This is a genomic window from Rhizobium sp. BIGb0125, from assembly GCF_024810055.1.
Classification (GTDB): Bacteria; Pseudomonadota; Alphaproteobacteria; order Rhizobiales; family Rhizobiaceae; genus Agrobacterium.
In genome coordinates, this window is record NZ_JANUDV010000001.1 from 121,004 (window position 1) to 146,988 (window position 25,985).

Genomic DNA, 25,985 nt, shown 5'->3' on the forward strand with positions numbered 1-25,985 from the left:
TACCATGACCTGCAAACTCTCTCTGGCAACACTCGATCAGGTAAAAGCGACCGCCTCTGTTCCTGCCTATTCCCGTTCGCAACTCTCTGCTGGTATTGTGCATTTCGGCGTTGGCAATTTTCACCGCGCTCATCAGGCCGTCTATCTGGATGATCTGTTCAATGAAGGTCATGATCATGACTGGGCGATCATTGGTGCGGGCGTATTGCCATCCGACACCGCGATGCGTGAAAAACTGGCGGCGCAGGATTTCCTGACGACGGTTGTTGAACAGGATAACAACCGTACGGCTGCCCGGGTGACGGGGCCGATGATCGATATCCTGAAAGTCGGCGATATCAATACGACAGTTGAAACATTGGCCGATCCCAAGATTCGTATCGTCTCGATGACGATTACCGAGGGTGGTTATTTCATCGATGCGTCCGGTTCGTTTAATCCGGCACATCCTGCCATTGTCGAGGATGGCCGCAATCCGGCCGCACCCAAGACGGTGTTCGGTTTTATTGTGGCCGGTTTGAAGGCGCGCCAGGAGCGCGGCATTCAGCCGTTTACCGTGATGTCGTGCGATAACATTCCGCATAATGGCAAAGTGACCCAGAATGCAGTGGTTGGTCTTGCGAAGCTGTCCGATCCGGCGTTCGCAGACTGGATCAAAGCCAATGTTTCCTTCCCCAACTCGATGGTGGACCGCATCACACCGGCAACCGGTGAACGGGAAATCAAAATTGCCCGTGATGATTTTGCCATTGAGGACAACTGGCCGGTGTTCTGCGAAGAGTTCAAACAGTGGGTGATGGAAGACAATTTCCCGGCGGGCCGTCCGAAGCTTGAAAAGGCCGGTGTGCAGTTCGTGCCCGAAGTCGCACCTTACGAGCATATGAAAATCCGCATTCTCAATGGTGGTCATGCCGCCATTGCCTATCCTGCAGCATTGCTGGACATCCACTTTGTGCATGAGGCGATGGAACACCCGCTGATCCGGGCTTTCCTTGCCAAGTTGGAAAAAGACGAAATCATTCCGGTTATCCCGCCGGTGCCGGATACTGACCTCAACGCCTATTTCGATCTGATCGAGCGACGTTTCTCCAACCCGAAAATTGGCGACACCATTCCGCGTCTGGCGCAGGATGGCTCCAACCGTCAGCCAAAATTCATTTTGCCATCGACGGCTGATCGTCTGGCGCGCGGTGAGGATATTGTTGGCCTGTCGCTGGTTTCGGCGCTCTGGTGCCGGTATTTCCAGGGCACGTCCGATAGCGGCCAGAAGATCGTATTTAACGACTCCAGCGCCGAGCGCCTGCAAGCTGCAGCTATCAAGGCGAAGGACGATCCCTCGGCATTCCTGGTGTTTGATGACATCTTTGGCGAGGTCGCCAAGTCAGAACTTTTCCGCAAACGCTTCGCGCATGCCTTGCGGACACTGTGGAGCCAAGGTACGGCAAAGACACTTGAACTCTATCTGCAAAACAAGCTCACCAGCTGACAAAAGAGATGCGCCATGCATAACGAAAACACTCCTCTGCTGATTTTCGATTGCGATGGCGTTCTTGTTGATAGTGAGCCGCTGTCGATTGCCGTTCTGATCGAGATGCTTTCCCATCTCGGCGTGCATATTTCAGAAGAGGACGCGTATGATCGTTTCCTCGGGCGCAGCGTCGCGAGCATGATTTCAACCCTGTGGAATGATTACGGTGTTGAAACCGATATCGACTTTCTCGACCACATGCGCAGCCTTCTTTATGAACGCTTTCGCACAGATCTCAAACCTGTCACCGGTGTTGCACAGGCACTGGATAATCTTGAGTGCCGCCGTTGTGTTGCGTCATCCAGCCAGCCGGAGCGCATTCGTTTTTCCCTTGGCCTGACTGGTCTGCTGGACAAGCTGGAGCCGCATATTTTCAGTGCGACCATGGTCAAGAATGGTAAGCCCGCACCTGACCTGTTTCTGTTTGCCGCTGAAAACATGCACACCAGCCCGTCGGACTGCATTGTCGTGGAAGACAGCCCTGCCGGTATCATCGCTGCTAAGGCCGCTGGTATGACTGTTCTTGCATTTACCGGGGCAAGCCACGCTCGCTTTCCAGCCTTTCGTCAAAAAATTGAAATCCTGCAACCGCACGGCATGTTTGACGACATGGACGATTTGGTCCACCTTGTCAGTCAATTTACAAAAAACGGTCATGCAACCAACGAAAGACCGATGCGTTCTTGAAGCCTGATTCAGGGTCCGGTTTTTGAATGATGCCAAGGGGTGGGAATTATCCGTATGCGTGAGTTTCTCGTGGCGGTCGATGTGGGCACCGGCAGCGCGCGTGTTGGCGTGTTCACAGTGAAGGGCGCCTTGCTTTCGCGTGTCGCACATCCAATTTCCATGAGTAGGCCACAGGAAAACCATGCGGAACACCAGTCGGAAGAAATCTGGCAAGTTGTTTGCCGCTGTGTGCGTGAAGCCCTTGATATTGCGAAGGTAACCGCGGGCCAAGTTGCTGCCATCGGGTTCGATGCGACCTGTTCGCTGGTTGTGCGTGGTAAAAAAGGTGAGCCGGTTACTGTTTCGGTCACGGGTGAAGACCGTTTTGACACGATTGTCTGGCTTGATCACCGTGCTCTGGCCCAAAGTGACTTTTTGTCCGCTTCCGGCCATCCGGTTCTGGAATTTTCCGGCCAGTCAATTTCACCGGAAATGCAAATCCCCAAGCTGATGTGGCTGAAGCAACAAATGCCGGAAACCTGGCAGCGTTCGGGTTACTTTTTTGATCTGGCAGACTTTCTGACCTGGAAAGCCTCGGGTTCGGCCAACCGGTCACTGTGCACGCTCACGGCCAAGTGGAATTTTCTGGCGCATGATGGTGGCTGGTCCGAAGATTATCTGGCAATGGCCGGTCTTGAGGATTTGCTGTCGCGCGGCGGTTTGCCGTCATCGGCCATTGGGCCGGGGACAAGCGTTGGATTTGTCTCGGCCGAAGCCGCACAGCAGCTTGGGCTTGATACCGGCTGCAAGGTGGCTGCAGGCATGATTGATGCCTATGCAGGCGCGCTTGGCGCTTTGGGCGGTTGCCTGAAAGATGATATCGAGCAGCATGCCGCGCTGATTGCCGGCACATCCAGTTGTCTTGTTGCCTTTACGGAAAAACCCAAACCGGGCCACAGCCTGTGGGGGCCGTATTGGGATTGTGTGCTGCCCGGCCATTGGCTGGTCGAGGGTGGGCAATCGGTCAGTGGCGGCCTGCTCGACTACATCGTGCAGATGCATGCAGCTGGTGGTAAACCTGAGACCGGTTTGCACCAGCGTATAGAGCAACGCGTGCAGCAATTGCGGGTGAAGGAGGGGGCGGAGTTTGGTAGTCGGCTGCATGTGCTGCCTGACTTTCATGGCAATCGATCCCCCTTGGCGGATCCCCATGCGTTGGGTGTTGTCAGCGGTCTGACGCTGGATATGTCCTTCGACGGGCTCTGCCGCCTCTACTGGCGAACAGCCGTGTCCATCGCGCTTGGCACGCGGCATATTCTCGAAGCGATGGAAGACACCGGCTACCACATCGATACGCTGCATGTGACGGGTGGTCATGTGCACAGCGGGTTGCTGATGGAGCTTTATGCCGATGTGACCGGTCGCAATATCGTGATGTCAAAATCGGTTGATGCCGTGCTGCTCGGCACGGCAATGACGGCGGCCTCGGCCGGTGGCGTGCATGCCGATCTTTTTGCTGCCGGTAAGGCCATGCATTCTGCAGGAGAGATGTTACGGCCCAATCCGGGTCTGACCGGTGGTTATGACCGTGATTATCGACGGTTTATGGCCATGCAGCGACATCGTGAAGAACTCGAAAGTCTTTGACACCCTATGTTTTGCGATGCCAGGGGTTTGACCGTTTCAGAACGCTAGGGCCCGGCTTAATTCCATCAGCCGCTGGCTGCGATCCTCGTTTTCGCTCTGCAGCTGTTTTGTGACGGCACAGGCCAGAAACTCGATCATCGACAGCAGCTGAATGGCACTGCCATGATCGGTCATCGGCACCAGCGGGATCATCAGGCAGATACTGGCACTGCCCGGACCCCATTCGTAATAACGACCGGTGATCAATACGACGGTGTAACCGGCTTTGACTGCCTCATGTCCGAGACGCTGGACATGCGCCGGGTTACCGCCGCAATCCACGATAATCAGCGTGGTGTTCGCAGGTTTGCCGTCAAAAACTGCGACATAACCCGCACCTTTCTCTCTCAGGTGATGCACATTGCCACGCTGTTCCAGCAATTTTGAATGCAGGTAATCGGAAATGCAAAACGCATCGCAGCAGGAGACGATGAACACGTCTTCGCTGGAAGCGATGGCATCAAGCGTTTGTTGCCAGACAGGCTGGCGACAGAGGTCGTAGACGTTTTGAATGGACTGAACCTGCTGCAGCAAAAGCGCCGAAAGAGCGTTTTCCGGCGTGTCCGGTTGTTTCGGTGCCACAATGTCTGTTTGCGGCAGCTGCAACGAAGCTGGATCGCGCAAATGCTGGCGAATGTCGCTGAACTGCTGATAACCGAGCGAACGGATAAAGCGACCGACAGTCATCGGGCTGAGGTTAAGGCGCTGGGCTAAGGTCGCAGCCGTTTCGAATGGCAATTCCGCGAGATGTTCCAAAAGGTATTTTGCAATTCTACGCTCGGAAGGCGTTCCGAATTTCAAAAGCCGGGTCAGTTTCAGGAGTAGATTTTCCAACGCCGTTTGCCTGTTGATCGCGACCCCTATGGGAGCGTGCCGCATGAGTTGGCAAACTATTTCCCCCATAAGCTGTCATGTGACAAACATTAAATTAGAAAGTGCTTTTTTTCAAGCCAAATCTTGGGTGTTGCATTTACATTTTATTAATGCTTGCCCGGGTCTCCATTGCGATAACCGCACTACCTTCCTATGTGGGAAACAATTGTGACTTTGCGAGGGACCAAATGATATTTGATGCGACACGTTTGGCCTTGACCAACATTCTTTCGCCCGAGACACGTTCGGTTTTCTGGAAGGTATTAGGCCTTACCCTGCTGGTGCTGGCTGGCCTTTGGGTGGCCATCAGACAGCTGTTCATTTATCTGGCGCTGCCGTGGATCGATACGCTGTTGCCGGGTATTCCGGACTGGGCAGGTTGGCTCGGTTTTGTGTTTGCCATTCTCGCAGGCATCGGACTGGCGCTGGCACTGGCCTTGCTGATTGCGCCGGTAACGGCCATCATTGCTGGTCTGTTTCTCGACGATGTGGCCGAAGTGCTTGAGAAGCGCGATTATCCGCAGGATGCGCCGGGTCGTGCCATGCCGATGGGTGAGGCCATCTGGGCTTCCCTCAAGTTTTTTGGGGTGATCATTCTTGGCAACCTGATCGCGCTGTTGTTGCTACTGGTTCCCGGCGTCAATCTGATCGCTTTCTTTCTGGTCAACGGTTACCTGCTGGGCCGAGAGTTTTTTGAATTTGCTGCCATGCGGTTCAGGACGCCCGATGAAGCTCGCCAGTTACGCGCAAAACACGCGGCCACGGTCTTTACCGCCGGCCTTGTTATCGCGCTGTTTCTGGCCATCCCGTTTGTGAACCTGCTGACGCCACTGTTTGCTGCCTCGCTGATGGTGCATTTGCACAAATCCATCAGCATGCGCGAACCGCCGTTAGTCACGCAACAGTTGGGCCGGTAACTCGACCAGCGGAGCCGGAATATCGCAGGATTTTTCCGGTGACTTGCATAAATCAGCGATCACGCAGCGCTCGCACTCAGGTTTGCGGGCCTTGCAGCAGTATCGTCCATGCAGGATCAACCAGTGATGGGCGTGGAACAGGTATTGTTCCGGTATGATTTTCATCAACTTGTCTTCAACGTCATCCGGGGTCTTGCCCGGTGCCAGACAGAGCCGGTTGGCAATACGGAAGACGTGGGTATCAACGGCCAATGTTGGTACGCCGAACGCCATGGACATTACCACATTGGCGGTTTTGCGCCCCACACCCGGCAGCGTGACAAGTTCGTCGCGGGTTTTTGGCACCTCGCCGCCGAAATTGTCGATCAGCATGCGCGACAGCGAAATGACGTTCTTGGCCTTGTTGCGATAAAGTCCGATCGTCTTGATATGATCGATCAGCCGTTCCTCACCAAGGTCGAGCATTTTTTGTGGGGTATCGGCGATCTTGAACAGGGCACGCGTTGCCCGGTTCACACCAATATCCGTTGCCTGCGCTGACAGTGCAACCGCCACCAGCAGCGTGAAGGGATTGGTGTGTTCCAGTTCACCCTTGGGCTCAGGTCGTTGCACCGAAAAACGCCGGAAGATCTCTTCCAGATCTGCCTTCGAATACAGGGAGCGGGGCGTGCGTCCTTTACGCGCAGAAGTCTGATTTGACTTTTGCAAGGTTTGGGTGCTGGATCGTTTCTTCGCTATTGTCATGCCTTCATCTATAGCTCGTGTGGTGGATTTTAAATACGCCTCATTCGAGGCTAGGTGGGGAGCGTATTTAAAATCCATAAACCACACGAGAATCAAATAAGTTCTAGTCACCCTTTTGAATCTGAAGTTCGTTCTGCGCGTGCCAAACAGTGTGACAAACTTCAGATTCAGGTGACTAGCCGGAATGCGGGAACGCAACGTGGATACGATAAACGATGAACCGGTTTTTGCTGCACAGTTGGTGCCACACCGTTCGCTGGGGCGAAAAGGGTTTCGGGTGCTGCTGTTACTGACAGGCATGGTCTGCTTCGTCTACGGGGTGTTTTTTGTCGTTACCGGCGCGTGGCTGGTGGGCGTGTTCTTCGGTCTTGATTTTCTGCTGCTCTACGGAGCCTTCAAACTGAACTATCGGGCCGCGCGCAGACGGGAGGAAGTCACCATCTGGCGCACCCGCCTGTCGGTGCGTAAATACGCTCCTTCTGGGCGGATGGAAGAGCATGTTTTCAACCCGTTCTGGACAAGGTTTCGGGTGCGTCGACACGAGGAATTTGGCATCCTCTCCATGCATGTTTCAGGGCAGGGGCACGTGACGGATGTCGGCTCCTTTCTCAATCCGGATGATCGCGAAAGCTTTGCGAAAGCATTCAAGGGTGCCCTGGCTAGAGTAAGACGCAGAATTTAACGTGATGGTCTGCAGACGCAAGAAACGGGTGGCGATGATCGTCTGTCCGTGGTCTTCTGTTACCCAAGGAGACATGCCATGAAAGCCGATCTTATTTTGCAGGAAGATATCACACCTGACGGTTCCGATTACGAGACCGTCCGGCAGGTCATCGAAATCATGACGGTGGACTACCGTGATCAGCCATCGCTGGAAATGATTGCGGCGCGTATGGGCAGATCGCCAACACAGTTGCAGAAGACATTCACGCGGTGGGCCGGTTTGTCACCGAAAGCGTTTCTTCAGGCCGTGACGCTCGATCATGCGAAACGTCTGTTGCGGCAGGAACAGTTGCCGCTACTGGAAACCTCTATCGAGGTTGGCATGTCCGGGCCGGGCAGGTTGCATGATCTGTTCGTTACACATGAGGCCATGTCGCCGGGTGAATGGAAGGCCAAGGGTGAAGGGCTAACGATCCGCTGGGGTTATCATGTCTCTCCATTCGGTCTGGCGCTCGTCATGGTCACCGACCGTGGTCTGGCGGGCGTTGCCTTTGCCGATGCCGGTGAAGAGGCCGCCTGTTTCGAGGATATGGCGCAGCGTTGGCCGAAAGCGAATTACGTCGAAGATGTTGCTGCCACCATGCCTTATGCCTCGCGTATTTTCGAGCCGCAAGCATGGCGTTGCGACCAGCCGCTTCGCGTGGTGCTGCTGGGCACGGATTTTCAGGTCCGTGTCTGGAAAAGCCTGTTGAAGATCCCGTTTGGTAAGGCGGTTACCTATTCCGACATCGCGCAGGATATTGGCCAGCCCACGGCGTCCCGCGCGGTGGGTGCCGCTGTCGGCGCAAACCCGGTGTCATTCGTGGTGCCCTGCCACCGTGCGCTTGGCAAAAGTGGTGCCTTGACCGGTTACCATTGGGGCCTGACGCGTAAACGGGCTATGCTCGGCTGGGAATCCGCGCACGCCTGAGATGTCAGGCGGCGGAACAGTCGTTTGACAGGGCCAGCAATGCCCGTGCGGCTGTTTCATCTGTTATAAGGGTGTTGCAGCCGATGCGTCGTATTGTGGCCTGAATGGCGACAGCACGCTGCGCGCCACCGGATGCCAGAACAATGTGCTTTGCTTTCTTCAGCGTGTCGAGGTCGATCGACATGACGCGCTGGTTGATTGGATGTTCAACGGAATTGCCGTCCTTGTCGAGGAAGTTGAACATTGTATCGCAGACGCAGCCTGCATCGATCAGTTCTTCCAGCGTCTGGCGGCTAATAAAACCTTCGGACAATGACGTGGACTGCGGGCCGATATCGCCGCAACTGACAATGGCTATGTCGAGTTTTTCAGCCAGATCGTAAAGTGTGTTCAGTCCGCATTTTTCAATCAGGGTTTTGCGGGTTTCGACGGAATCGACCAGCAGCGGCGCAAGGAACATGTAGCATTCGGCGCCAAGCTGGCTTGCCAGTCGCCATGTGTAATCCAAAGGGTTGGTCTGGTGTACGGCGACGATACCGCCCAGCAAAGAAACCACTTTGCAGTTATCACGACGCGGTGGGCGGAAGCTCGCAAGGGAGGCTGTCATGGTACGCCCCCAACCAACGCCTATGGTGGCATTTTCCGGGATGGCTTCAGAGAGAAACTGCCCGAGCGCCAGGCCCACTGCCTTTGCGATGGCCGGTGCCGACGTGTTGGCCGGCGAAGGAACAATGATGGCCTCGTCCAGCCCGTAGGCTTTTTCGAGCTGTCCCGCCAGCTCAATGAAATCTTCGATACCTTCGTTGATCCAGATCTGCACTTCGGACCGTTTCATGGCCTCGTCGAGCAGGCGAATGACGGTGGACCGGCTGATCCCCAGTTTTTCGGCGACATCCTTCTGCGTCATGCCCTGATTATAATAGAGCCAGGCGGCTCTGAGGCGTAGGGACGAGGCTTCGGAAATGGATGTGTGGGTTTCGCGTCTGAGTTTCGCCACGCTTTTCACCAATGTTTGTTATGCAGCGAGTATGACTTTCGTGAAACTTATGTCAATTGCGTTGCGCAAATGTCTTGACTTTTATCGATCTGCCAAGCGATACTTTTAATCAGGTCAGGACCGTAATTTCGGCCGCACTCCCATGGCTTTCTTGGGGGAACGAAACGGCGGCTGAAGCACTTTTATAGTCAATCCATAAGGATCACCCGGATGACGTCCAAGCTCGATCAACTCCGTTCCATTACAACCGTGGTTGCTGATACCGGCGACATTGATGCGGTTGCACGCCTCAAGCCAGTCGATTGCACAACCAACCCGACCATCGTTCTTAAAGCATTGGGAACGCCTGCGTTTGCAGATGCGGTCAAAGAAGCTGTGAGCTGGGGTAAAAAACAGGGCGGCGATCAGGATGCCGTTGTTGCTGCCGTTGCAGATCGCCTTGCCATTTCGGTTGGTGCCGCACTTGCCAAGCTCGTTCCGGGCCGCGTTTCCACCGAAGTGGATGCCGACCTGTCCTTCGATACCGAAGCCTCTATTGCCAAGGCGCATGGCATCATTGCTGCCTACAAGGAACGCGGTATTGAGCGTGACCGTATTCTCATCAAGCTGGCTTCCACATGGGAAGGTATCCGTGCTGCGCAGGTTCTGCAGTCGGAAGGCATCGATTGCAACCTGACCCTGCTGTTCTCCAAGGCTCAGGCGATTGCTTGCGCGGAAGCCAAGGCATTCCTGATTTCGCCATTCGTTGGTCGTATTCTTGATTGGCACAAGAAGTCCACCGGTCAGGACTACACGTCTGAAACCGATCCGGGCGTTGTCTCGGTGCGTGGCATCTACAACTACTACAAGTCCAACGGCATCTCGACCATCGTCATGGGTGCTTCTTTCCGCAATGCAGGCGAAATCGAAGCGCTTGCTGGTTGCGATCGTCTGACCATCAGCCCGGCGCTGCTGGAAGAACTCGACAAGGACCAGGGTACGCTTGAGCGCAAGTTGTCTCCTGACAATGTCACGGCAGAGCCCCTGCAGTCGCTGGACGAAAAGGCATTCCGCTGGATGCTGAACGAAGATGCAATGGCAACTGAAAAGCTGTCGGAAGGCATCCGTCTGTTTGCCAAGGACCTCGTTGCACTGCGCTCGATGGTCAAAAAAGAACTTGCAGCCTGAGGTTTGTTGGAACTTTTGAAACGTTTACCCGTTTAATTTCCAAGAATACTCCAGTGCCAAACGCGACCGTCTCCCTGCCGGTCGCGTTTTTTTATTTGCTATGGTGCAATCTATTTTCTTATTGCGTGCGGCTGCCAGCAACGATTTCCGAAATGCGTGCGGCTGCTTCTACAATATGGTTCAGACATACTTTCTGGGTCGGCGCACTGGCGCTGAGCGGTTCAATGAATGGGCAGGTCAAAGCCGCGATGGCGGTGCCATCCAGTGTCAGCACCGGTGCAGACAATGTCGTGACCACGGCGGTTTGCATGCTTTTCATGATGTCATAGCCGTCGTGCCGGATGCGGCTTAATGTTTCACTGAGATTGTCAGGTGTCGACATGCCCTCGTTGAAACGCAACTGCTCGGCAATCATCATCTCGCGTTGTGTTTCGGTCTGGAAAGCGAGCAGGATATGACCGGAGCCGGTGTTGAACAGGCTCATATGCGCGCCAACCCGCACCGACAGCGCCCAATAGGTCGATGAATCCTGCTGGGCAATAACAGTGACAGCGCCTCTGTCGTGCACAGTCAGATGGCAGGCCTGCTGTGCCTTGTTGGAGAAGTCGCGCATGACAGGCGTGGCGAACGATACCAGTCTGCGAACAGGGGCGTGAAAATGGGCAAGGCCGAACATTTTCAGGCTGAGGAAAAAGCGGTCGCCATCCTGACGGTAGACGTACCCGCGCCGTACCAGACGATCGAGCATGCGGTAAAATTCGCTGGGGCTTTTGCCGAGCGACTTGGCAATCTCGGCCTGGGTCAGACCGCCATCCGTATGGGCCAGCAGTTCGAGGATATCCAACCCTTTGTCGAGCGCGGGCGCACGATAGCGATCACTATTGTCTTCGGTCGTCATGGTACCCCTCCACTAACCTCATTTTGCCTATGCCAAACATCTTCTTGTCTATCTGTTGCGCTTGACGGCTTATAAATACACTGTTTACATATGAATTATCAATCCGCATCTGAATGTCCTCATTGTGAAGGCCAGTCATTGGCGCGGTAAACTGGATTGGCAGGGAGGATTACCATATGTCCCAGAATTTTGCAGGGCAGACCGTTGTTGTGACGGCAGCCGCTCAGGGTATTGGCCGCGCAACGGCTGAACGTTTTGCGAGCCTCGGTGCGCGCGTTATCGCAACCGATATCAATGAGCAGGCACTGGCCACACTGGAGGGTGTTGAAAAACGCGTTCTGAACGTTCTGGATGGCGACGCTGTAAAGGCATTTGCGGAAGAAGTTGGCCCAATCGACGTGCTGTTCAATTGTGCAGGCTACGTGCATGCTGGCACTATCCTCGAATGCGAGGAAAAGGACTGGGACTTCTCGTTCGATCTGAATGCCAAGGCCATGTACCGTACTTGCCGCGCATTCCTCCCAGGCATGCTGGAAAAGGGCAAGGGTGCTATCGTCAACATGTCGTCGGTGGCATCTAGCGTTAAGGGCGTTCCAAATCGTTTTGCCTACACGGCCTCGAAGGCAGCTGTTGTAGGTCTGACAAAGGCGATTGCCGCTGATTTCGTGACCAAGGGCGTTCGTTGTAATGCAATTTGCCCGGGCACCGTAGACAGCCCGTCCCTGCATGAACGTCTGAAGCAGACCGGCAACTACGAGCAGGCATTGAGCGACTTCATAGCGCGTCAGCCCATGGGCCGTATTGCAAAGCCCGAAGAAATTGCTGCTCTGGTGACCTATCTGGCGTCGGAAGAGGCCGGTTTCACCACGGGCCAAATCCATGTGATCGATGGCGGCTGGACTGCCTGATTATGAAACAAAGACCCGCTGCGGCGGGTCTTTTTTGCTTCATTTTGAGAATGCCGTATCACGGATGTGCGGATACTGGACGCGCTTGATTATTGTCAGTTTGCGCCCGTCAACGCTTTATACATGAAGCGCAGTAATATTTTTTGGCAGAGTCCAAAAATGGTTCACTAAAAACACTGAATAACACTCCGGGTTAAATCTTCGTCAAGGAGAAACCGTCAGGATCAAAGCCAGTCTGGACGTGGATTTTTGATCCATGCCGGATGGTCTTTGGTTGGCCCATTAGGGCTGGGGCATTGCGTAATTGACGGGGTAGGTATGTCAGGGCGCCTAGTGTGAAAGCAGTATTCAGCCGAATACGGCTTTCCCGTAAAGTAGTGTTTATCAGTTGCGGTGTTCTGCTTATCAGCGGAGCAGCTGGTCTCGCTGCTGTTTACGTGGGTACCGAACGTTTGCTTGGCCCTTCCTATCGTTCAGTCAATGGTCTGGAATGTCAGGCCGTCCAGACTGTGACCATCAAGAAAAACGGTACATTCTGGATAAGGCAGTTTATCCGCACAACCGGTGGTGATGGTACGGACAGGCTGAAAACCGCCGTGCGTGTAGCCAAGGCTATTCACGAAAAACAGCACCCTGATCTTGTGCAGGTGTCGGTTCTGGACGCCAATGGTCCGCAGCTGCGCTCCGAGATGCGTGGTCGTGCGATTGCAGCGCAGGCAGTTTATATCCCTGATATGGCCAAAATACCCGAAGGTACGGATGGCAAGCAATATTCCGGCTTCTATTATGATGGCGTGCCGAACGCACAGGGTTTCTTCTACGGCTTGAGAATTGACCTTCCGCTTGAAGACATTGAGCAGGTTGTACATTCGTTGTCCGATAATACCGGCTGTGAAGGTGGCGTGTCGGAGAATGCCGAGGGTGCGCATGGAAAAAGCGATGGCCATGGTGCGCCAACAGAAAAAGCCGCGGAGCCGGCAGGGCACGGCGGCGAGGGTGAAACAGGCCATGGTGACCCGTCGGCAGAGGCGCACCCTGTGCCAGATGATGAACAGTTGCTGACGTCGACGCCCGTGCATGACAGCGGTAGCATTTTCAGCCTCAGCTATCTGAAATCCCTGATTTTCGGGAAAGGCTCCGCCACCGCGGAAGCTGCGGAGCAAGAGCACGCACCCGTTGCAGATGCACCAGCGGCTGAAGGCACAGGCGCCGAGGCTTCTGAAGGTCATTCGCAGCCATCTCACTGATATCTCGGTAATTTTTCAAAAGTTCGATGAGAACAAAAAAGCCGGAGGCGTTTTCGCTCTCCGGCTTTGTTGATGTTCTGCCTGTGTAACACGCTGCAGATGGTGGTTATCACGCAGCGTGTTGTTGTTATTTGACGATCAGATGTTTCTGCCAAAAACCGCTAAACGGTCCTGTGAAACATGCCGCAGCGTCAGTCGGCCTTCTGGCGACGGGCCGGGAAGAGAATGACGTCGCGGATCGACGGTGCATTTGTCAGCAGCATGATAAGACGGTCAACGCCGATGCCGAGACCACCTGCTGGTGGCATGCCCTGATCGATTGCATCAAGGAATTCATCGTCAAGCTGCTTGTCTTTTTCGCCGCGAGCGTGAGCCTGTTCCAGCTGCTCGACCATACGGCGGCGCTGTTCCTCGGGATCGTTGAGTTCGGAGAAAGCGTTGCCTACCTCCCAGGCGTTGCAGTAGCTTTCGAAGCGTTCTACCAGACGTGGTTCGCCGGGAACTTCCTTGGCGAAAGGCGAGATGTCCTTCGGGAAGTGCGTGACGTGGCTTGGCTGAATCAACGTGCCTTCAACCTTCTCTTCGAAGATGAATGCCAGGCACTCGCCCCATGTCCAGTCCTTCTCGACTTCGAAACCGGCAGCCTTGGCGGCGGCGCGGGCTTCTTCATCGGTCTTGATGTTCAGGAAGTCGATACCGGTTGCTTCCTTGACGGCATCAGGCATAGGAACGCGCTTGAACGGGCCCTTGAATGAGATCGTCTGGCCCTGGAACTCCAACTCGGTCGTGCCATGGATGGCGACAGCGAGGGTTTGGAACATGCGCTCGACCAGACCCATAATGTCTTCGTAGTCGGAATAGGCCCAGTAGCACTCCATCATGGTGAATTCAGGATTATGCCGCGTGGAAACGCCTTCGTTACGGAAGTTGCGGTTGATCTCGAATACCTTGTCGGCAAGGCCGGATACCAGCGTGCGCTTGAGGAACAGTTCCGGCGCAATACGCAGGTACATGTCCTGCTTCAGCGTGTTGTGGAAGGTCTTGAACGGATCGGCAGTCGCGCCGCCATAAACCGTCTGCAGCATTGGTGTCTCAACTTCGAGGAAGCCTTCAGCTTCCATGAAGCGGCGAATGCCGGAGATAATTCTGGAACGCTGCTGGAAGCGCAACTTGGACTCTTCATTGGAGAGAATGTCCAGATGACGCTTGCGGTAACGCACTTCGACGTCGGAAACGCCGTGCCACTTTTCAGGCATCGGTAGCAGCGACTTCGTCAGCATGGTGATTTCTTCAGCGTTGATGGTCAACTCGCCACGCTTGGTGCGGCGAACCTTGCCAGTGACGCCGATAATGTCACCCATGTCGATCAACGGCAGCAGCTCACGGGCCGCTTCCGGTGTGGTGTCCTTGTGGCTGAAGATCTGCACCTTGCCGGACGCGTCATGGATGTCCATGAACATGCCGGAGTTGCGGTTGGAATAAACACGACCAGCAACGGTGACCGTATCACCGGTTTCGACGTCCGGCTCGATATCGGCGTATTTTTCCGCCAACTCGGCATTGGTCATCGTGCGGTGGAAATGCGCAGGGTAGACGTCACCGATCTTTTCGCGCAGCAGCGCCAGTTTCTGGCGGCGCACTTCCGTGACGTCGGAGGAGAGAGCGGTTTCGGTTGTCTTGTCGTTCATTGTTCAATTCCTGTTGCGGCGGTACCGCGGCGGCAATTAGTTTCCGGTTCTCCCTCATTCCTGTGATTATCACAGGATACCAGTGCGCACAGGTCTCTGGGCGCGGGAGATTTTCTTGCATTCATTCACGGCGCAAATACGCCGTGGCTGGTTTTCCTGTGACAAACACAGGAATGAGGGGCGAATGGTAATCCGCCCCGGTAAACCTTAGCTTCCGCTGCCAACCATGGTAGCGACCACAGCAATGGCAACCTTCAGGCGCTGGCGTACCACGGAGCGGCCAAGCAGCGCCATGCTGTCAAACAGCGGCAGCGAACGCGATGTGCCGGACATGGCAACGAACAGCGGTGGTGTCACCACGCGCAGTTTCTTGCCGGTGCGTTCAGCAAGGTCACGCAATTCTGCCTCGATGCTTTCAATGTTCCAGTCCGGCATTTTTTCCAGATCGGCAGCAACGGTGGTCAGGATTTCATGAATTTCTTCCGGCTTGCTTTTCAGCCCTGCGAAGGAGGCTGGTGTCAGGCCAACATCACCAGACAACAGGAAGCCTGCCAGCTGCGGCAGTTCGCTCAATCGGGAGATGCGGCTCTGTGCCAGCTTGAGGCCTTCGGTCAAACGGCCATTTTCCGATGACCATTCGAAAATACGGGCAAGAAACTCTTCCTGGCTCAGCTTTTCGCGCAGCCAGCGGCCGTTCAGCCAGTCCAGCTTCTGCACGTCGAAAATAGCGCCAGCCTTGGACAATGCATCCGGGTCGAACTTGTCTGCAAGCTCGTCCATGTTCAGAAGCTCTTCGCCTTCACCGATCTGCACGAAGAACAGTCCTAGGAAGTTCATCAAGGCTTCTGGCAGGTAACCGAGTGCCGAGTAGTAGGATATCGACGTCGGGTTCTTGCGCTTGGAGAGCTTGGACTTGTCGGCATTGCGCATCAGCGAAAGATGCATGAATACCGGCTGGTCCCATCCAAAATAACGATAAAGCAGAATGTGCTTGGGCACTGAAGCCAGCCATTCCTCGCCACGCGCAACGTGGGTGATCTTCATCAGATGGTCGTCGATGACATTGGCCATATGGTAGGTCGGCATGCCGTCGGCCTTCATCAGGACCTGCATGTCAACGGAATCCCACGGGATCGACACTTCGCCGTAGACGCCGTCGGTGAAGTCGCAGGAACCTTCGGTCGGGATCTTCATGCGAACAACCGATGTTTCACCGGCCGCCAGCTTGGCTGTTACTTCTTCAGCTTTCAGATGCAGACACAGACCGTCATATTTCGGTGGCTTGCCAGCGGCGCGCTGTGCTTCACGCATCTGTTCCAGGCGCTCAGGCGTACAGAAACAACGGAAGGCATGGCCTTTATCCAGAAGTTCCTGAGCATAGGGCTGGTACATGTCCTTGCGCTCGGACTGGCGGTACGGGCCGTATGGACCGCCGACATCGGGACCTTCGGACCATTTCAACCCGGTCCATTTCAGTGCTTCCAGCACTTTCTCTTCATATTCGCGGGTCGAGCGGGTTGCATCGGTATCTTCGATGCGCAGGATGAACTCGCCGCCGGTTTTCTTGGCGAACAGATAGTTGAAAAGTGCGATGTAGACAGTTCCGACATGCGGCTCACCGGTAGGAGAGGGCGCGATACGGACGCGAACGTTGGAAGTGCTCATTGGATGATCGCTCGTATTGACGTGCAAGGGTTACGGGAAGTTCCCGTATGCGACGACTGGTTTTAGCATGCATTGAGGAAACGGGATTTGGGGATCTAGGATGCCCGCAATTCCGCAATTTTCCATTGGAATGGCCTTAGGCCACATTCAGCCCCATGCGTCAAGAAAATTAGGTCAAATCAGGATGCCGGCCAGACGTAAAGCAGCATTGGAATGCTGGTGATGATGATCAGGAATGATAGCGGCAGACCAAGCCGTGGATAGTCGCTGAACCTGTAGCCGCCCGGTCCCATGACAAGAGTGTTGCACTGGTGGCCGATGGGGGTGAGGAAATCACAGCCGGCGCCAATCGCGACAGCCATCAGAAATGCCTCCGGCTTGAAGCCAAGTGTGGTGGCAAATCCTGCCGCGATCGGGCCCATGACAAGTACCGTTGCGGCATTGTTGAGGAATGGCGTGACAGCCATCGCAGCCAGCAGAATAAGACCAAGAGCCATGAAGGGTGGCATGCCTTTGGCCGTTTCGCCCAACCAGGTCGCAATAAGGTCGCTCGCACCTGTCGTGCGCAGTGTATCGCTGACCGGGATAAGTGCCGCCAGCATCACAAGAATTGGGCCATCTACTGATTTGTAGATGTCGGACAACGGGATAGCGCCAATAGCGATCATCGCGAAGGCGGCGGCAAAGAAGGCAACCGCGACCGGTGCTATGCCGGTGGCCGCAGCTGCCATGGCAGCTGCAAGTACCAGAAGTGGCAAAATCGCGCGTCTGCGGGTGCCGAGCAGGATTTCACGTTGCGCGAGCGGCAGAAGGTCGAATTCCTTCAAAACCTGTGAGATGTTTTTGCTGTTGCCTTGCAAAACGATCACGTCACCGGCCATCAATGACAGGTCACTCAGACGCTGGTTCAGGCGATGTCCGCGACGACTGACGGCAATCAGATTGACGCCGCGTGTGTAGGACAGTGCCAATTCTTTCGCCGAAAGGCCTTTGAGGATCGAGGTGTTGTCGATCACCGCCTCCATGGCCATGACATCGCTTTCCTTCTGGCCACTGCCGGTCAGTGGCTTGCCTGACAGTGTGAGCTTTGCACTGGAGACCACCCTGTCCAGATCAGTGGCATTGCCTTCCAGCAGCAGTGTATCGCCAACCTTAAGCACAACATCGGGGAAGGGGGAAATCCTGCGGTGGCCTCTGAGAATGGTTGTCGCAATGACCGCACCATCGCCCTGTTTCAGCAGTTCATTGAGGCTTTTGTCTTTAATCGGTGAATCTGCTGTTATGGAGGCCTCGGCTGTGTAGGCGGATTTTTCCATAATGTCTTCGACGGAGGCGTCCGGCTTGGTGCGCACTGGCAGCAGCCGGTAGCCAAATGTCAAAAATACGATGCCGATGACTGTCAGGCCAAGACCGACAGGCGTGAAGTCGAACATCGAGAAACTTTGACCGGTCATTTCCTCACGCAGTCTGGAGACCACGATGTTGGGCGAGGTGCCGATCTGCGTCATCAATCCACCGAGCAAGGCAGCAAAGGCCATCGGCATCAGGTAGAAGGACACGGGGGTGCCGGACTTGCGGGCAAACTGAAAAGCCACTGGCATCATGATAGCCAATGCGCCGATATTCTTGATGAAGGCCGACATGACAGCCACAACAATCATCAGAAAAGCGAGCTGCAACCCTTTCGAGCGCATTTCGGGGAAATATTTCTTGATCAGTGTATCGACAATGCCGGAACGGGCCACCGCCGTGCTGACGATCAGTGCACTGGCGACGATGATGACAATATCGTCACTGAAACCGGAGAATGCCTTGTCGAAGGGCACGATACCCACCGCAACAGCGCCTAATAGGGCGGAGCAGGCAACCACATCATAACGCAACTTGTCCCAGATGAAAGCTGCCATCATTGCTGCGATAACGGCGAAGGCTAAAATCTGGTCTGTTGTCATTCAGATATGCACTTTCGGCAGGAGAGTGATTGGCCAGAACAGCCGATCAGATGCGGTATTAAACGTATGAAACCATAGCGCGTTCCGTCGTCAAAATGCAAAAGACCCGCCCTTGTCAGGCGGGTCTTTCAATATTCGATTCAGCGGTTAATGCTTGGCGGCCTGTCGTTTACGGGCACGGGCGTTACGCGCCATCATGTTGAGAAGTTCGACCAGGGCAGAGAAAGCCATAGCTGCATAGACGTAGCCCTTCGGCACATGCATGCCCATACCTTCGGCAATCAGCGTGGTGCCGATCATGAGCAGGAAGGCGAGAGCCAGCATGACGATTGTCGGGTTGCGCTCAATGAAGTTAGCCAGCGGCGTCGCGGCTACCAGCATCACAGTCACAGCAAACACAACAGCAACGATCATGATCGGCAGATGCGGCGTCATGCCAACGGCCGTGATAATGCTGTCGACCGAAAATACGAGGTCAAGCAGCAGAATCTGAATGATTGCAGATGAGAACGTGTTGGTGACCGTTCCGCCAACCATGTCTTCCTTGTGGTCGATAGGGTCAACATTGTGGTGAATTTCCTTGGTCGCCTTCCACAGCAGGAACAGACCGCCGACGATCAGGATAATGTCTTTCCAGGAGAAGGAGTGACCGAAAACATCGAAAACCGGGTTGGTAAGCTGTACGATCCAGGCTACAGTGCCAAGCAGGCCGAGGCGCATGACAAGTGCGAGGCCAATACCGATCTTGCGGGCTTTTTCACGCTGCTCCGGTGGCAGCTTGTTGGTCAGGATCGAGATGAATATCAGGTTGTCAATGCCGAGCACGACCTCCATGACGATCAGGGTAATCAATGCCACCCAGGCAGTGGGGTCGCTCAAGAGAGGGAGAATGGTCTCCATCGGGGGGTGTTGTCCTTTCAATTGTGCAGCACTGGCAAATATACGACGCAATCATGTACGTTATAAAACGCGAGAAACAAGCGCATTTATTTCAACGATATGCCTGATTATTCGCAATTTTCGCGTTTAACGCGAAATTACGCCTGCGCAGATTTTGCCTAATGCGCTCAACTGATTTTGGTTCCGTAAGCGGCCATGAATACGCGCACGGCGCTGTTGACCACCCGGTCCAGTTCCTGCTGCGGCACGTCACCATTAATTTCACCAAACAGGCGAAGTTTGAAAAACGGACCTGACGACAGTTCGATATATTGCCGGGCGGCCAATTCGATATCGTCGACCTGCAAGTTTCCAAGCTTCACATGATGTTCGATGAAATCCTGTAGCACGCTTTTGATGTTGACTGGTGAACTGGCGAAAAAACGCTTCGCGAGGCCTGGCATGCGGTCAATAACGCCAATCACAGAACGCATAGCAGGTATGACTTCAGAGCAGGTCATCTGTCGGGAAAAGGTGAAGCCGAACTTCTTGAGTCCTTCTTCAACCGCTTGTTCCCCCGCCAGCACATCACGCATGGCTTCGGCAAAACGGGTACGGTGCCGGTCGATCAGGGCCGCAAAAAGATCTTCCTTATTTGCGAAGTAAACATAGATCGTACCCTTGGAAACGCCTGCTTCGCGGGTAATATCGTTCATGCTGGCAGCATCAAAGCCAAGTTTGCGGAAAACAATCCAGGCGCCATCGAGGATCTGTTCGCGCTTTGCAGGATCTTCTCCCGCCGCGAAACGCCCGGTGGTGACCGGCGTTCCAGATGTCTCCATGTCTTCTTGCGTGCTCACACTCTTATCCCTGTTTGAAATTTTGATTCCCGTCAAATCGAACTGTTTGGTTCGATGCCCTCTTGATATGTGTCATGAAAAGCTTTATGTCAATCGAACCGAACGGTTCAGTTCAATAAAATTATATCCTACATGGTGGTGAGCACATGTCTGCCCAGAACACAGGCGCGGTACGCGCGGTCAATACAAATGAGGGCGCAGATGAAACGGCGCGTAAAGATGATGCGGTAGAAACCACATCTCAGACACCTGCGCCGCCACAGGATGCGCCACAGCAGAAGAAGGCAAAGCGTCGCTCGCCTATTTTGCCTGTGTTGGCAATTGCCGTGCTGGCCGGTGCCGGCTGGTATGGTTACCAGTGGTGGACCGATGGCCGTTTCCTCATCTCAACCGATGATGCCTATATCGAAGGTGACATTGCGATCATTTCGCCTAAGGTTTCCGGTTACGTGAACAAGGTCCATGTCGTCGACAATCAGGAAGTCAAGGCTGGTGATCCGCTCGTCACTCTGGATGATGGCGATTATCGAATCGCGCTTGAACAAGCCGAAGCGCAGGTTCGTACCCAGGAGCTGTCGTTGTCGCGTATCGATGCACAGCTTGCAGGTGCCAAGGCTGCTCTGCAGCAGGCCGAAGCACAGAAGGGTGCGCTTGACGCAGCCCTGCGCGGCGCGGAAATCAACCAGAAGCGCGCCAACGAGTTGCAAGCCAAGGATGTTGGTACGGTTGCCTCTGCAGATAATGCACAGGTCGCGCTTGATCAGGCTGCAGCAAATGCTGTTGCCGGTGCGGCCAGCATCGAATCCGCCAAAGCCAATATATCTCTGCTCGCAGCGCAGAGAAACGAAGCTGAAAGCACCATCCGTTCGCTGGTTCTGGCCAAGGACAAGGCTCAACGTGACCTTAGCTTTACAGTGTTGAAGGCGCCGTATGATGGTGTCATCGGCAATGTGGCTGTTCAGGTGGGTGATCTCGTCTCAAGCGGCAAGCGGCTTGCAGCCCTGGTGCCTATGAACGACCTCTACATTGATGCGAACTTCAAGGAAACGCAGATCGCCAAGGTCGAGCCGGGTTCCAAGGTGCGTATCCATGTGGATGCGCTTGGTAAGCAGGATATTATCGGCACGGTCCAGTCGATCTCGCCTGCTTCCGGCTCGGTGTTTTCCATGCTGCCACCTGAAAATGCCACCGGTAACTTCACCAAGGTTATCCAGCGCGTGCCTGTTCGTATCGCTTTCTCTGCCGAAGATCTTGCCAAGCATAATCTTCGTGCCGGTTTGAGTGTTGTCGTGGACGTGGATACACGCACTGCACCTGACAACAATGCGGTAGCGCAGAAGTAAGCGCGAAAGGCTCGCATCATGACGGAAGCGGTCATCCGAGGCGGCAATGCAGTTGCCGCGTCCGATCCCCCCATGGATAAAAAGCGGCTCATTGCCTTCTTTGCCATGGTCGTGGGCATGTTCATGTCCATTCTGGACATCCAGATTGTGTCTGCCTCTCTCGCGGAAATCCAGGCCGGCCTTGGTGCCGGCTCGGATGAAATCGCCTGGGTGCAGACGTCTTACCTGATCGCTGAAGTTATCATGATCCCGCTGTCGGGCACGCTGGCGCGTATCCTGTCAACGCGGGTGCTGTTCAGCATGTGTGCAGCAGGTTTTACCCTGTCGAGCGCATTGTGCGCCACGGCCACCAACATCGACCAGATGATCGTGTACCGCGCCATTCAGGGCTTTATCGGTGGTGGCATGATCCCTTCGGTGTTTGCCGCAGCATTCACCATTTTTCCTCCGTCCAAGCGTAGCATCGTGTCTCCGATCATTGGTCTGGTGGCAACACTTGCGCCGACCATCGGTCCGACGGTGGGTGGTTATCTCAGCCACGCCATGTCCTGGCACTGGTTGTTCCTCGTCAACGTTGTGCCGGGTATCATCGTCACCTTGCTGACCTGGAGCCTGATCGACTTCGACAAGCCCGAAAAGTCACTTTGGAAGAAGTTTGACTGGTGGGGTCTGCTGGCTATGGGCGTGTTCCTCGGTTCGCTGGAATATGTGCTCGAGGAAGGCAACAACAAGGACTGGTTCAACGATGAACATATCGTTGTCGGTTCGATTGCCATGACCATCGGTGCTGTTGTGTTTTTCTGGAGAGCGTTCAAGGTCGAATTCCCGATCGTGGATTTGCGGGCCTTCATGGACCGAAACTTCTCGATTGGTTCACTGTTCTCATTCGTGATGGGGGTTGGCCTTTACGGTCTGACCTATCTCTACCCGCTCTATCTCGGACGTATCCGTGGTTACGACTCGCTGATGATCGGTGAGACAATGTTCGTGTCCGGTCTTGCGATGTTCTTCACAGCTCCGGTTGCCGGTATGCTGTCCAACAAGCTCGATCCGCGTGTGATGATGGGTATTGGCTTCCTCGGTTTTGCCACTGGCACCTATATGATGACTGGCATTACCTCGGACTGGGATTTCTACGAACTGCTCGTTCCGCAGATCCTGCGCGGTTGCTCGCTGATGATGTGCATGGTGCCGATCAACAACATTGCTCTCGGCACGTTGCCGCCGCAGCGTATCAAGAACGCGTCGGGCCTGTTCAACCTCACCCGTAACCTCGGTGGTGCGGTTGGTCTGGCCATAATCAACACCATGCTGACACAGCGCACCGATGAACATTATGCGCGTCTGTCGGAGCATGTGAACTTCAAAAATCCGGAAGCGTTGGATTGGTTGAGCAGTGTAGGTGCGAACTATGACAGCTACGGTCTGGATGGCGCTTCAGTCGCCTTCAAGAAGCTGGCGGGCATGGTAACGCAACAGGCATGGCTGCTGTCATTTGCCGATGTGTTCATGACCTTGACAGTGCTGTTCTGCTTCCTGGTGACGCTGACGTTGCTGATCCGCAAGCCATCTGCTGCACCGCCTGCAGGCAGCGGCCACTAACGATTTTCCCTATCCACCGCCGAGGCCGCCAGAAATGGCGGCCTTTTTCATTTTACGTTTAAAGATGATTGCTGCCGTCCGCTATTTTTTGATTTACGTACCTCAAATTTGGGAATAGAAGGGCTGTCGGAGGACGGAAATGAAGCCAACAGTTCACGACATTGCTGCGAAGGCGGGTGTGAGCCTTGCCACAGTTGACCGTGTGGTCAACCTCCGTTCCGGTGTACGGGAAGTGACCAAGGCGCGTGTGGAAGCAGCCATCGCCGAGCTGGGTTACGTGCGTGATGTTGCCGCTGCCAATCTGGCGCGCAGCCGCGTTTATCCACTGGTTTTCATTTTGCCAAACAATGACAACTCCTTCATGCAGGCATTGCGGGATGAGGTGCGTGCAGCGATTTCGCGTGGCCCCTCGGAGCGCGCCGAAATTACGCTGCTTGAAATTCCCCCATTTGATGCGGCCGCACTTGTTGCTGCGCTGGAAACCGCGCGGGCCGACATGCCGGCCGGCGTTGCGTTTGTTGCCGTTGAGGGTGATGCGGTGCGTCAGGCGGTTGCGGCACTGTCGGATGACGGCATAGCGACAGTGACAATCGTTTCGGACCTCTCCGGTTCAAAACGCGACCACTATGCCGGTGTCGACAATATTGCTGCCGGCAAGACGGCGGCCAGCCTGCTTGGGCGTTTTGCCAATCCGTCGGCCAACAAGATCGCTGTGCTGGCCGGTTCGCTGATGGTGCGCGATCACCGCGAGCGCGTCGACGGTTTCATGTCGGTGATGGGATCAGAGTTTCCGCAGCTGGAAATTCTGCCGGTTCTCGAAGGGCGTGATGATGTTGCGACGGTTGAAAAGCTGGTGCGCGATACACTTGCCCAACATGCAGATATTGGCGGTGTTTATAGCCTGGGTGCCGGTAACAGAGGTCTTATCCGGGCGCTGGAAAACCTGCCGCAATCGCGTGGCAGACCGGCGGTCATTGCACACGAGCTGAGCACCCACACCACTGCGGCGCTCAAGGCCGGGCTTATCGACGCCGTACTCAATCAGGATGCCGGGCATGAGGTGCGCAGCAGCATTCGTGTGCTCAAGGCCAAGGCTGACAAGGTGGGAGTGATTGCGGCACAAGAACGCATTCGCCTCGACATATTCATGCGAGATAATTTGCCGTGATTGCAAATCCGTCTCACCGTATTTTCATGGAGGAATAACATGTATCTTGGTCTCGATTTGGGGACGTCTGGCGTCAAGGCGCTGCTGATTGATGGCAACCAGCGTATTATCGGTTCTGCCAATGGCGCACTTGAGGTGTCCCGGCCTCATTCCGGTTGGTCGGAGCAGAACCCTGCGGACTGGATCAAGGCAAGTGAAGTGGCAATCGCCGGACTGAACGCCTCCCATGCCAAGGAACTTGCTGCCGTGAAAGGCATTGGGCTGTCCGGGCAAATGCATGGTGCAACCCTTGTTGATGCGGCCGGTGCGGTGCTTCGTCCCTGCATTCTATGGAATGACACGCGCTCTTATGCCGAGGCTGCCAAGTTGGATGCTGACCCAAGGTTCCGCAAGCTGACCGGCAATATCGTGTTCCCAGGTTTTACCGCGCCAAAGCTGGCATGGGTTGCCAAACATGAACCGGAGATTTTCGCCAAGGTCGCCAAGGTTTTGCTGCCGAAGGATTATCTGCGCCTCTGGCTGACCGGTGAATATATCTCCGAAATGTCGGATTCTGCCGGAACGTCCTGGCTTGATACCGGTGCCCGCAAGTGGTCGGCAGAATTGCTGGATGCAACCGGTCTTAGCGAAAGCCACATGCCTTCGCTGGTGGAAGGCACTGAGCAGGCTGGTAAACTGCGCGGCGAGCTTGCATCTGCTTGGGGCATGAGCGATGTCGTGGTTGCCGGTGGCGCCGGTGACAATGCTGCATCGGCTTGCGGCATGGGCACGGTATCGGAAGGCGCTGCTTTCGTTTCGCTGGGGACATCCGGCGTATTGTTTGCGGCCAACAGCAGCTATCTGCCCAAGCCTGAAAGTGCCGTACATGCATTTTGCCACGCCTTGCCAAGTACCTGGCACCAGATGGGCGTGATCCTGTCGGCAACCGATGCCCTTAACTGGTATTCCGGCATTGCAGGCAAATCTGCAGCCGAACTGACCACGGAGCTGGGCAACAGCCTGAAGGCACCAAGCGGCGTGACATTTGCCCCTTATCTGTCTGGCGAGCGCACACCACACAATGACGCGGTCATTCGTGGTGCCTTTATCGGTCTTGGTCATGAAAGTGACCGTTCGGTCTTGACGCAGGCGGTGCTTGAAGGTGTCAGCTTTGCCATCCGTGACAATCTGGAAGCGTTGAAATCGGCCGGTACAAGCATCTCTCGCGTCACGGCCATTGGCGGCGGTTCACGCTCGGAATACTGGCTGGCGTCGATTGCAACGGCCCTTGATGTGCCGGTTGATATTCCCGCCGATGGTGATTTTGGTGCTGCCTTCGGTGCCGCACGTCTTGGTCTTATTGCGGCCACGGGCGCCGACCCGGTTGCCGTGTGCACGGCGCCGCAGACCGCTAGAACCATCGAGCCTGTCTCGGCACTTAGCGGTGCCTACGATGCTGCCTATCAGCGTTACCGCGAGCTCTACCCGGCCATTCGCCAACTCGCGCACTAACATCCCGTTTTCTTCCGGCGCAAGCCGGTGGGTCTACTTTCATTGACAGAGGTTAGATTTCAGGAGGAATACC

At 55.1% G+C, this 25,985-nt stretch carries 22 protein-coding genes; 13 read left to right on the top strand and 9 right to left on the bottom strand.

The window, feature by feature from the left end; genetic code table 11:
- Window positions 1–4 precede the first annotated feature (4 nt).
- Genes M2418_RS00540 through M2418_RS00550 form a run of 3 tightly spaced genes read left to right on the top strand, consistent with a single transcriptional unit; the run spans window position 5 to window position 3,841 of the window.
- Window positions 5–1,486, top strand: a complete 1,482-nt coding sequence (locus tag M2418_RS00540; protein WP_250982286.1) for a mannitol dehydrogenase family protein — start codon at window positions 5–7, stop codon at window positions 1,484–1,486.
- Between the two features lie 15 nt (window positions 1,487–1,501).
- Window positions 1,502–2,215, top strand: coding sequence for an HAD-IA family hydrolase (locus M2418_RS00545; protein ID WP_250982285.1), 714 nt, complete (start codon window positions 1,502–1,504; stop codon window positions 2,213–2,215).
- Between the two features lie 54 nt (window positions 2,216–2,269).
- The gene (locus M2418_RS00550) at window positions 2,270–3,841 is read left to right on the top strand and encodes an FGGY-family carbohydrate kinase (RefSeq protein ID WP_250982284.1); all 1,572 of its coding nucleotides are present in this window, start codon (window positions 2,270–2,272) and stop codon (window positions 3,839–3,841) included.
- 36 nt (window positions 3,842–3,877) lie between these two features.
- Here M2418_RS00550 and M2418_RS00555 read toward each other — a convergent pair whose 3' ends face one another.
- Window positions 3,878–4,714: a MurR/RpiR family transcriptional regulator gene (locus M2418_RS00555; RefSeq protein WP_250982283.1), complete on the bottom strand. Its 837-nt coding sequence runs from the start codon at window positions 4,712–4,714 to the stop codon at window positions 3,878–3,880.
- Between the two features lie 227 nt (window positions 4,715–4,941).
- On the opposite strand from M2418_RS00555, the gene M2418_RS00560 reads away from it, so the two are divergent.
- Complete coding sequence (locus M2418_RS00560) at window positions 4,942–5,670, top strand: sulfate transporter family protein (RefSeq protein WP_250982282.1); 729 nt, start codon at window positions 4,942–4,944, stop codon at window positions 5,668–5,670.
- Here M2418_RS00560 and nth read toward each other — a convergent pair.
- A complete protein-coding gene (gene nth, locus M2418_RS00565) occupies window positions 5,644–6,414 on the bottom strand; it encodes an endonuclease III (RefSeq protein ID WP_192488015.1) in 771 nt (256 codons plus the stop codon). The genes M2418_RS00560 and nth overlap by 27 nt on opposite strands.
- Window positions 6,415–6,598: 184 nt before the next feature.
- On the opposite strand from nth, the gene M2418_RS00570 reads away from it, so the two are divergent.
- Both M2418_RS00570 and M2418_RS00575 read left to right on the top strand, forming a co-directional pair.
- On the top strand, window positions 6,599–7,096 hold the full coding sequence (locus M2418_RS00570) for a DUF2244 domain-containing protein (protein ID WP_250982281.1): 498 nt from the start codon (window positions 6,599–6,601) through the stop codon (window positions 7,094–7,096).
- Between the two features lie 78 nt (window positions 7,097–7,174).
- Window positions 7,175–8,047: a bifunctional helix-turn-helix domain-containing protein/methylated-DNA--[protein]-cysteine S-methyltransferase gene (locus M2418_RS00575; protein ID WP_192488017.1), complete on the top strand. Its 873-nt coding sequence runs from the start codon at window positions 7,175–7,177 to the stop codon at window positions 8,045–8,047.
- Between the two features lie 4 nt (window positions 8,048–8,051).
- Here the strand turns inward: M2418_RS00575 and M2418_RS00580 are convergent, their stop codons facing one another.
- The gene (locus tag M2418_RS00580) at window positions 8,052–9,044 is read right to left on the bottom strand and encodes a sugar-binding transcriptional regulator (RefSeq protein ID WP_250982280.1); all 993 of its coding nucleotides are present in this window, start codon (window positions 9,042–9,044) and stop codon (window positions 8,052–8,054) included.
- Window positions 9,045–9,254: 210 nt separating this feature from the next.
- On the opposite strand from M2418_RS00580, the gene tal reads away from it, so the two are divergent.
- Complete coding sequence (gene tal, locus M2418_RS00585) at window positions 9,255–10,211, top strand: transaldolase (protein WP_192488019.1); 957 nt, start codon at window positions 9,255–9,257, stop codon at window positions 10,209–10,211.
- Between the two features lie 118 nt (window positions 10,212–10,329).
- Here tal and M2418_RS00590 read toward each other — a convergent pair whose 3' ends face one another.
- The gene (locus M2418_RS00590) at window positions 10,330–11,109 is read right to left on the bottom strand and encodes an IclR family transcriptional regulator (RefSeq protein WP_259142463.1); all 780 of its coding nucleotides are present in this window, start codon (window positions 11,107–11,109) and stop codon (window positions 10,330–10,332) included.
- 176 nt (window positions 11,110–11,285) lie between these two features.
- Between M2418_RS00590 and M2418_RS00595 the strand changes: the two genes are divergently transcribed.
- Both M2418_RS00595 and M2418_RS00600 read left to right on the top strand, forming a co-directional pair.
- The gene (locus tag M2418_RS00595) at window positions 11,286–12,017 is read left to right on the top strand and encodes an SDR family oxidoreductase (protein WP_192488021.1); all 732 of its coding nucleotides are present in this window, start codon (window positions 11,286–11,288) and stop codon (window positions 12,015–12,017) included.
- A gap of 335 nt (window positions 12,018–12,352) precedes the next feature.
- A complete protein-coding gene (locus M2418_RS00600; RefSeq protein WP_259142466.1) occupies window positions 12,353–13,264 on the top strand; it encodes a hypothetical protein in 912 nt (303 codons plus the stop codon).
- Window positions 13,265–13,455: 191 nt separating this feature from the next.
- Here M2418_RS00600 and lysS read toward each other — a convergent pair whose 3' ends face one another.
- The 5 genes from lysS to M2418_RS00625 form a co-directional block, all read right to left on the bottom strand.
- Window positions 13,456–14,952: a lysine--tRNA ligase gene (gene lysS, locus M2418_RS00605; protein ID WP_259142474.1), complete on the bottom strand. Its 1,497-nt coding sequence runs from the start codon at window positions 14,950–14,952 to the stop codon at window positions 13,456–13,458.
- 207 nt (window positions 14,953–15,159) lie between these two features.
- Window positions 15,160–16,617, bottom strand: coding sequence for a glutamate--tRNA ligase (gene gltX / locus M2418_RS00610; RefSeq protein WP_192488023.1), 1,458 nt, complete (start codon window positions 16,615–16,617; stop codon window positions 15,160–15,162).
- A 179-nt stretch (window positions 16,618–16,796) separates the two neighbouring features.
- Window positions 16,797–18,569: an SLC13 family permease gene (locus M2418_RS00615; RefSeq protein WP_250982276.1), complete on the bottom strand. Its 1,773-nt coding sequence runs from the start codon at window positions 18,567–18,569 to the stop codon at window positions 16,797–16,799.
- A gap of 147 nt (window positions 18,570–18,716) precedes the next feature.
- On the bottom strand, window positions 18,717–19,469 hold the full coding sequence (locus M2418_RS00620) for a TerC family protein (RefSeq protein WP_259142492.1): 753 nt from the start codon (window positions 19,467–19,469) through the stop codon (window positions 18,717–18,719).
- Window positions 19,470–19,636: 167 nt separating this feature from the next.
- Window positions 19,637–20,290 carry a TetR/AcrR family transcriptional regulator gene (locus M2418_RS00625; protein WP_259144703.1) on the bottom strand — a complete coding sequence of 218 codons (654 nt, stop codon included), beginning with the start codon at window positions 20,288–20,290 and terminating at the stop codon, window positions 19,637–19,639.
- A 164-nt stretch (window positions 20,291–20,454) separates the two neighbouring features.
- Here M2418_RS00625 and M2418_RS00630 point away from each other — a divergent pair, with 164 nt between their 5' ends.
- From M2418_RS00630 to xylB, 4 genes are all read left to right on the top strand, one after another.
- Window positions 20,455–21,651, top strand: coding sequence for an HlyD family secretion protein (locus M2418_RS00630; RefSeq protein ID WP_259142494.1), 1,197 nt, complete (start codon window positions 20,455–20,457; stop codon window positions 21,649–21,651).
- 18 nt (window positions 21,652–21,669) lie between these two features.
- Complete coding sequence (locus M2418_RS00635; protein WP_259142513.1) at window positions 21,670–23,253, top strand: DHA2 family efflux MFS transporter permease subunit; 1,584 nt, start codon at window positions 21,670–21,672, stop codon at window positions 23,251–23,253.
- A gap of 139 nt (window positions 23,254–23,392) precedes the next feature.
- The gene (locus M2418_RS00640; RefSeq protein WP_250982272.1) at window positions 23,393–24,421 is read left to right on the top strand and encodes a LacI family DNA-binding transcriptional regulator; all 1,029 of its coding nucleotides are present in this window, start codon (window positions 23,393–23,395) and stop codon (window positions 24,419–24,421) included.
- 39 nt (window positions 24,422–24,460) lie between these two features.
- On the top strand, window positions 24,461–25,912 hold the full coding sequence (xylB, locus tag M2418_RS00645) for a xylulokinase (RefSeq protein ID WP_259142522.1): 1,452 nt from the start codon (window positions 24,461–24,463) through the stop codon (window positions 25,910–25,912).
- The last annotated feature ends 73 nt before the right edge of the window (window positions 25,913–25,985 follow it).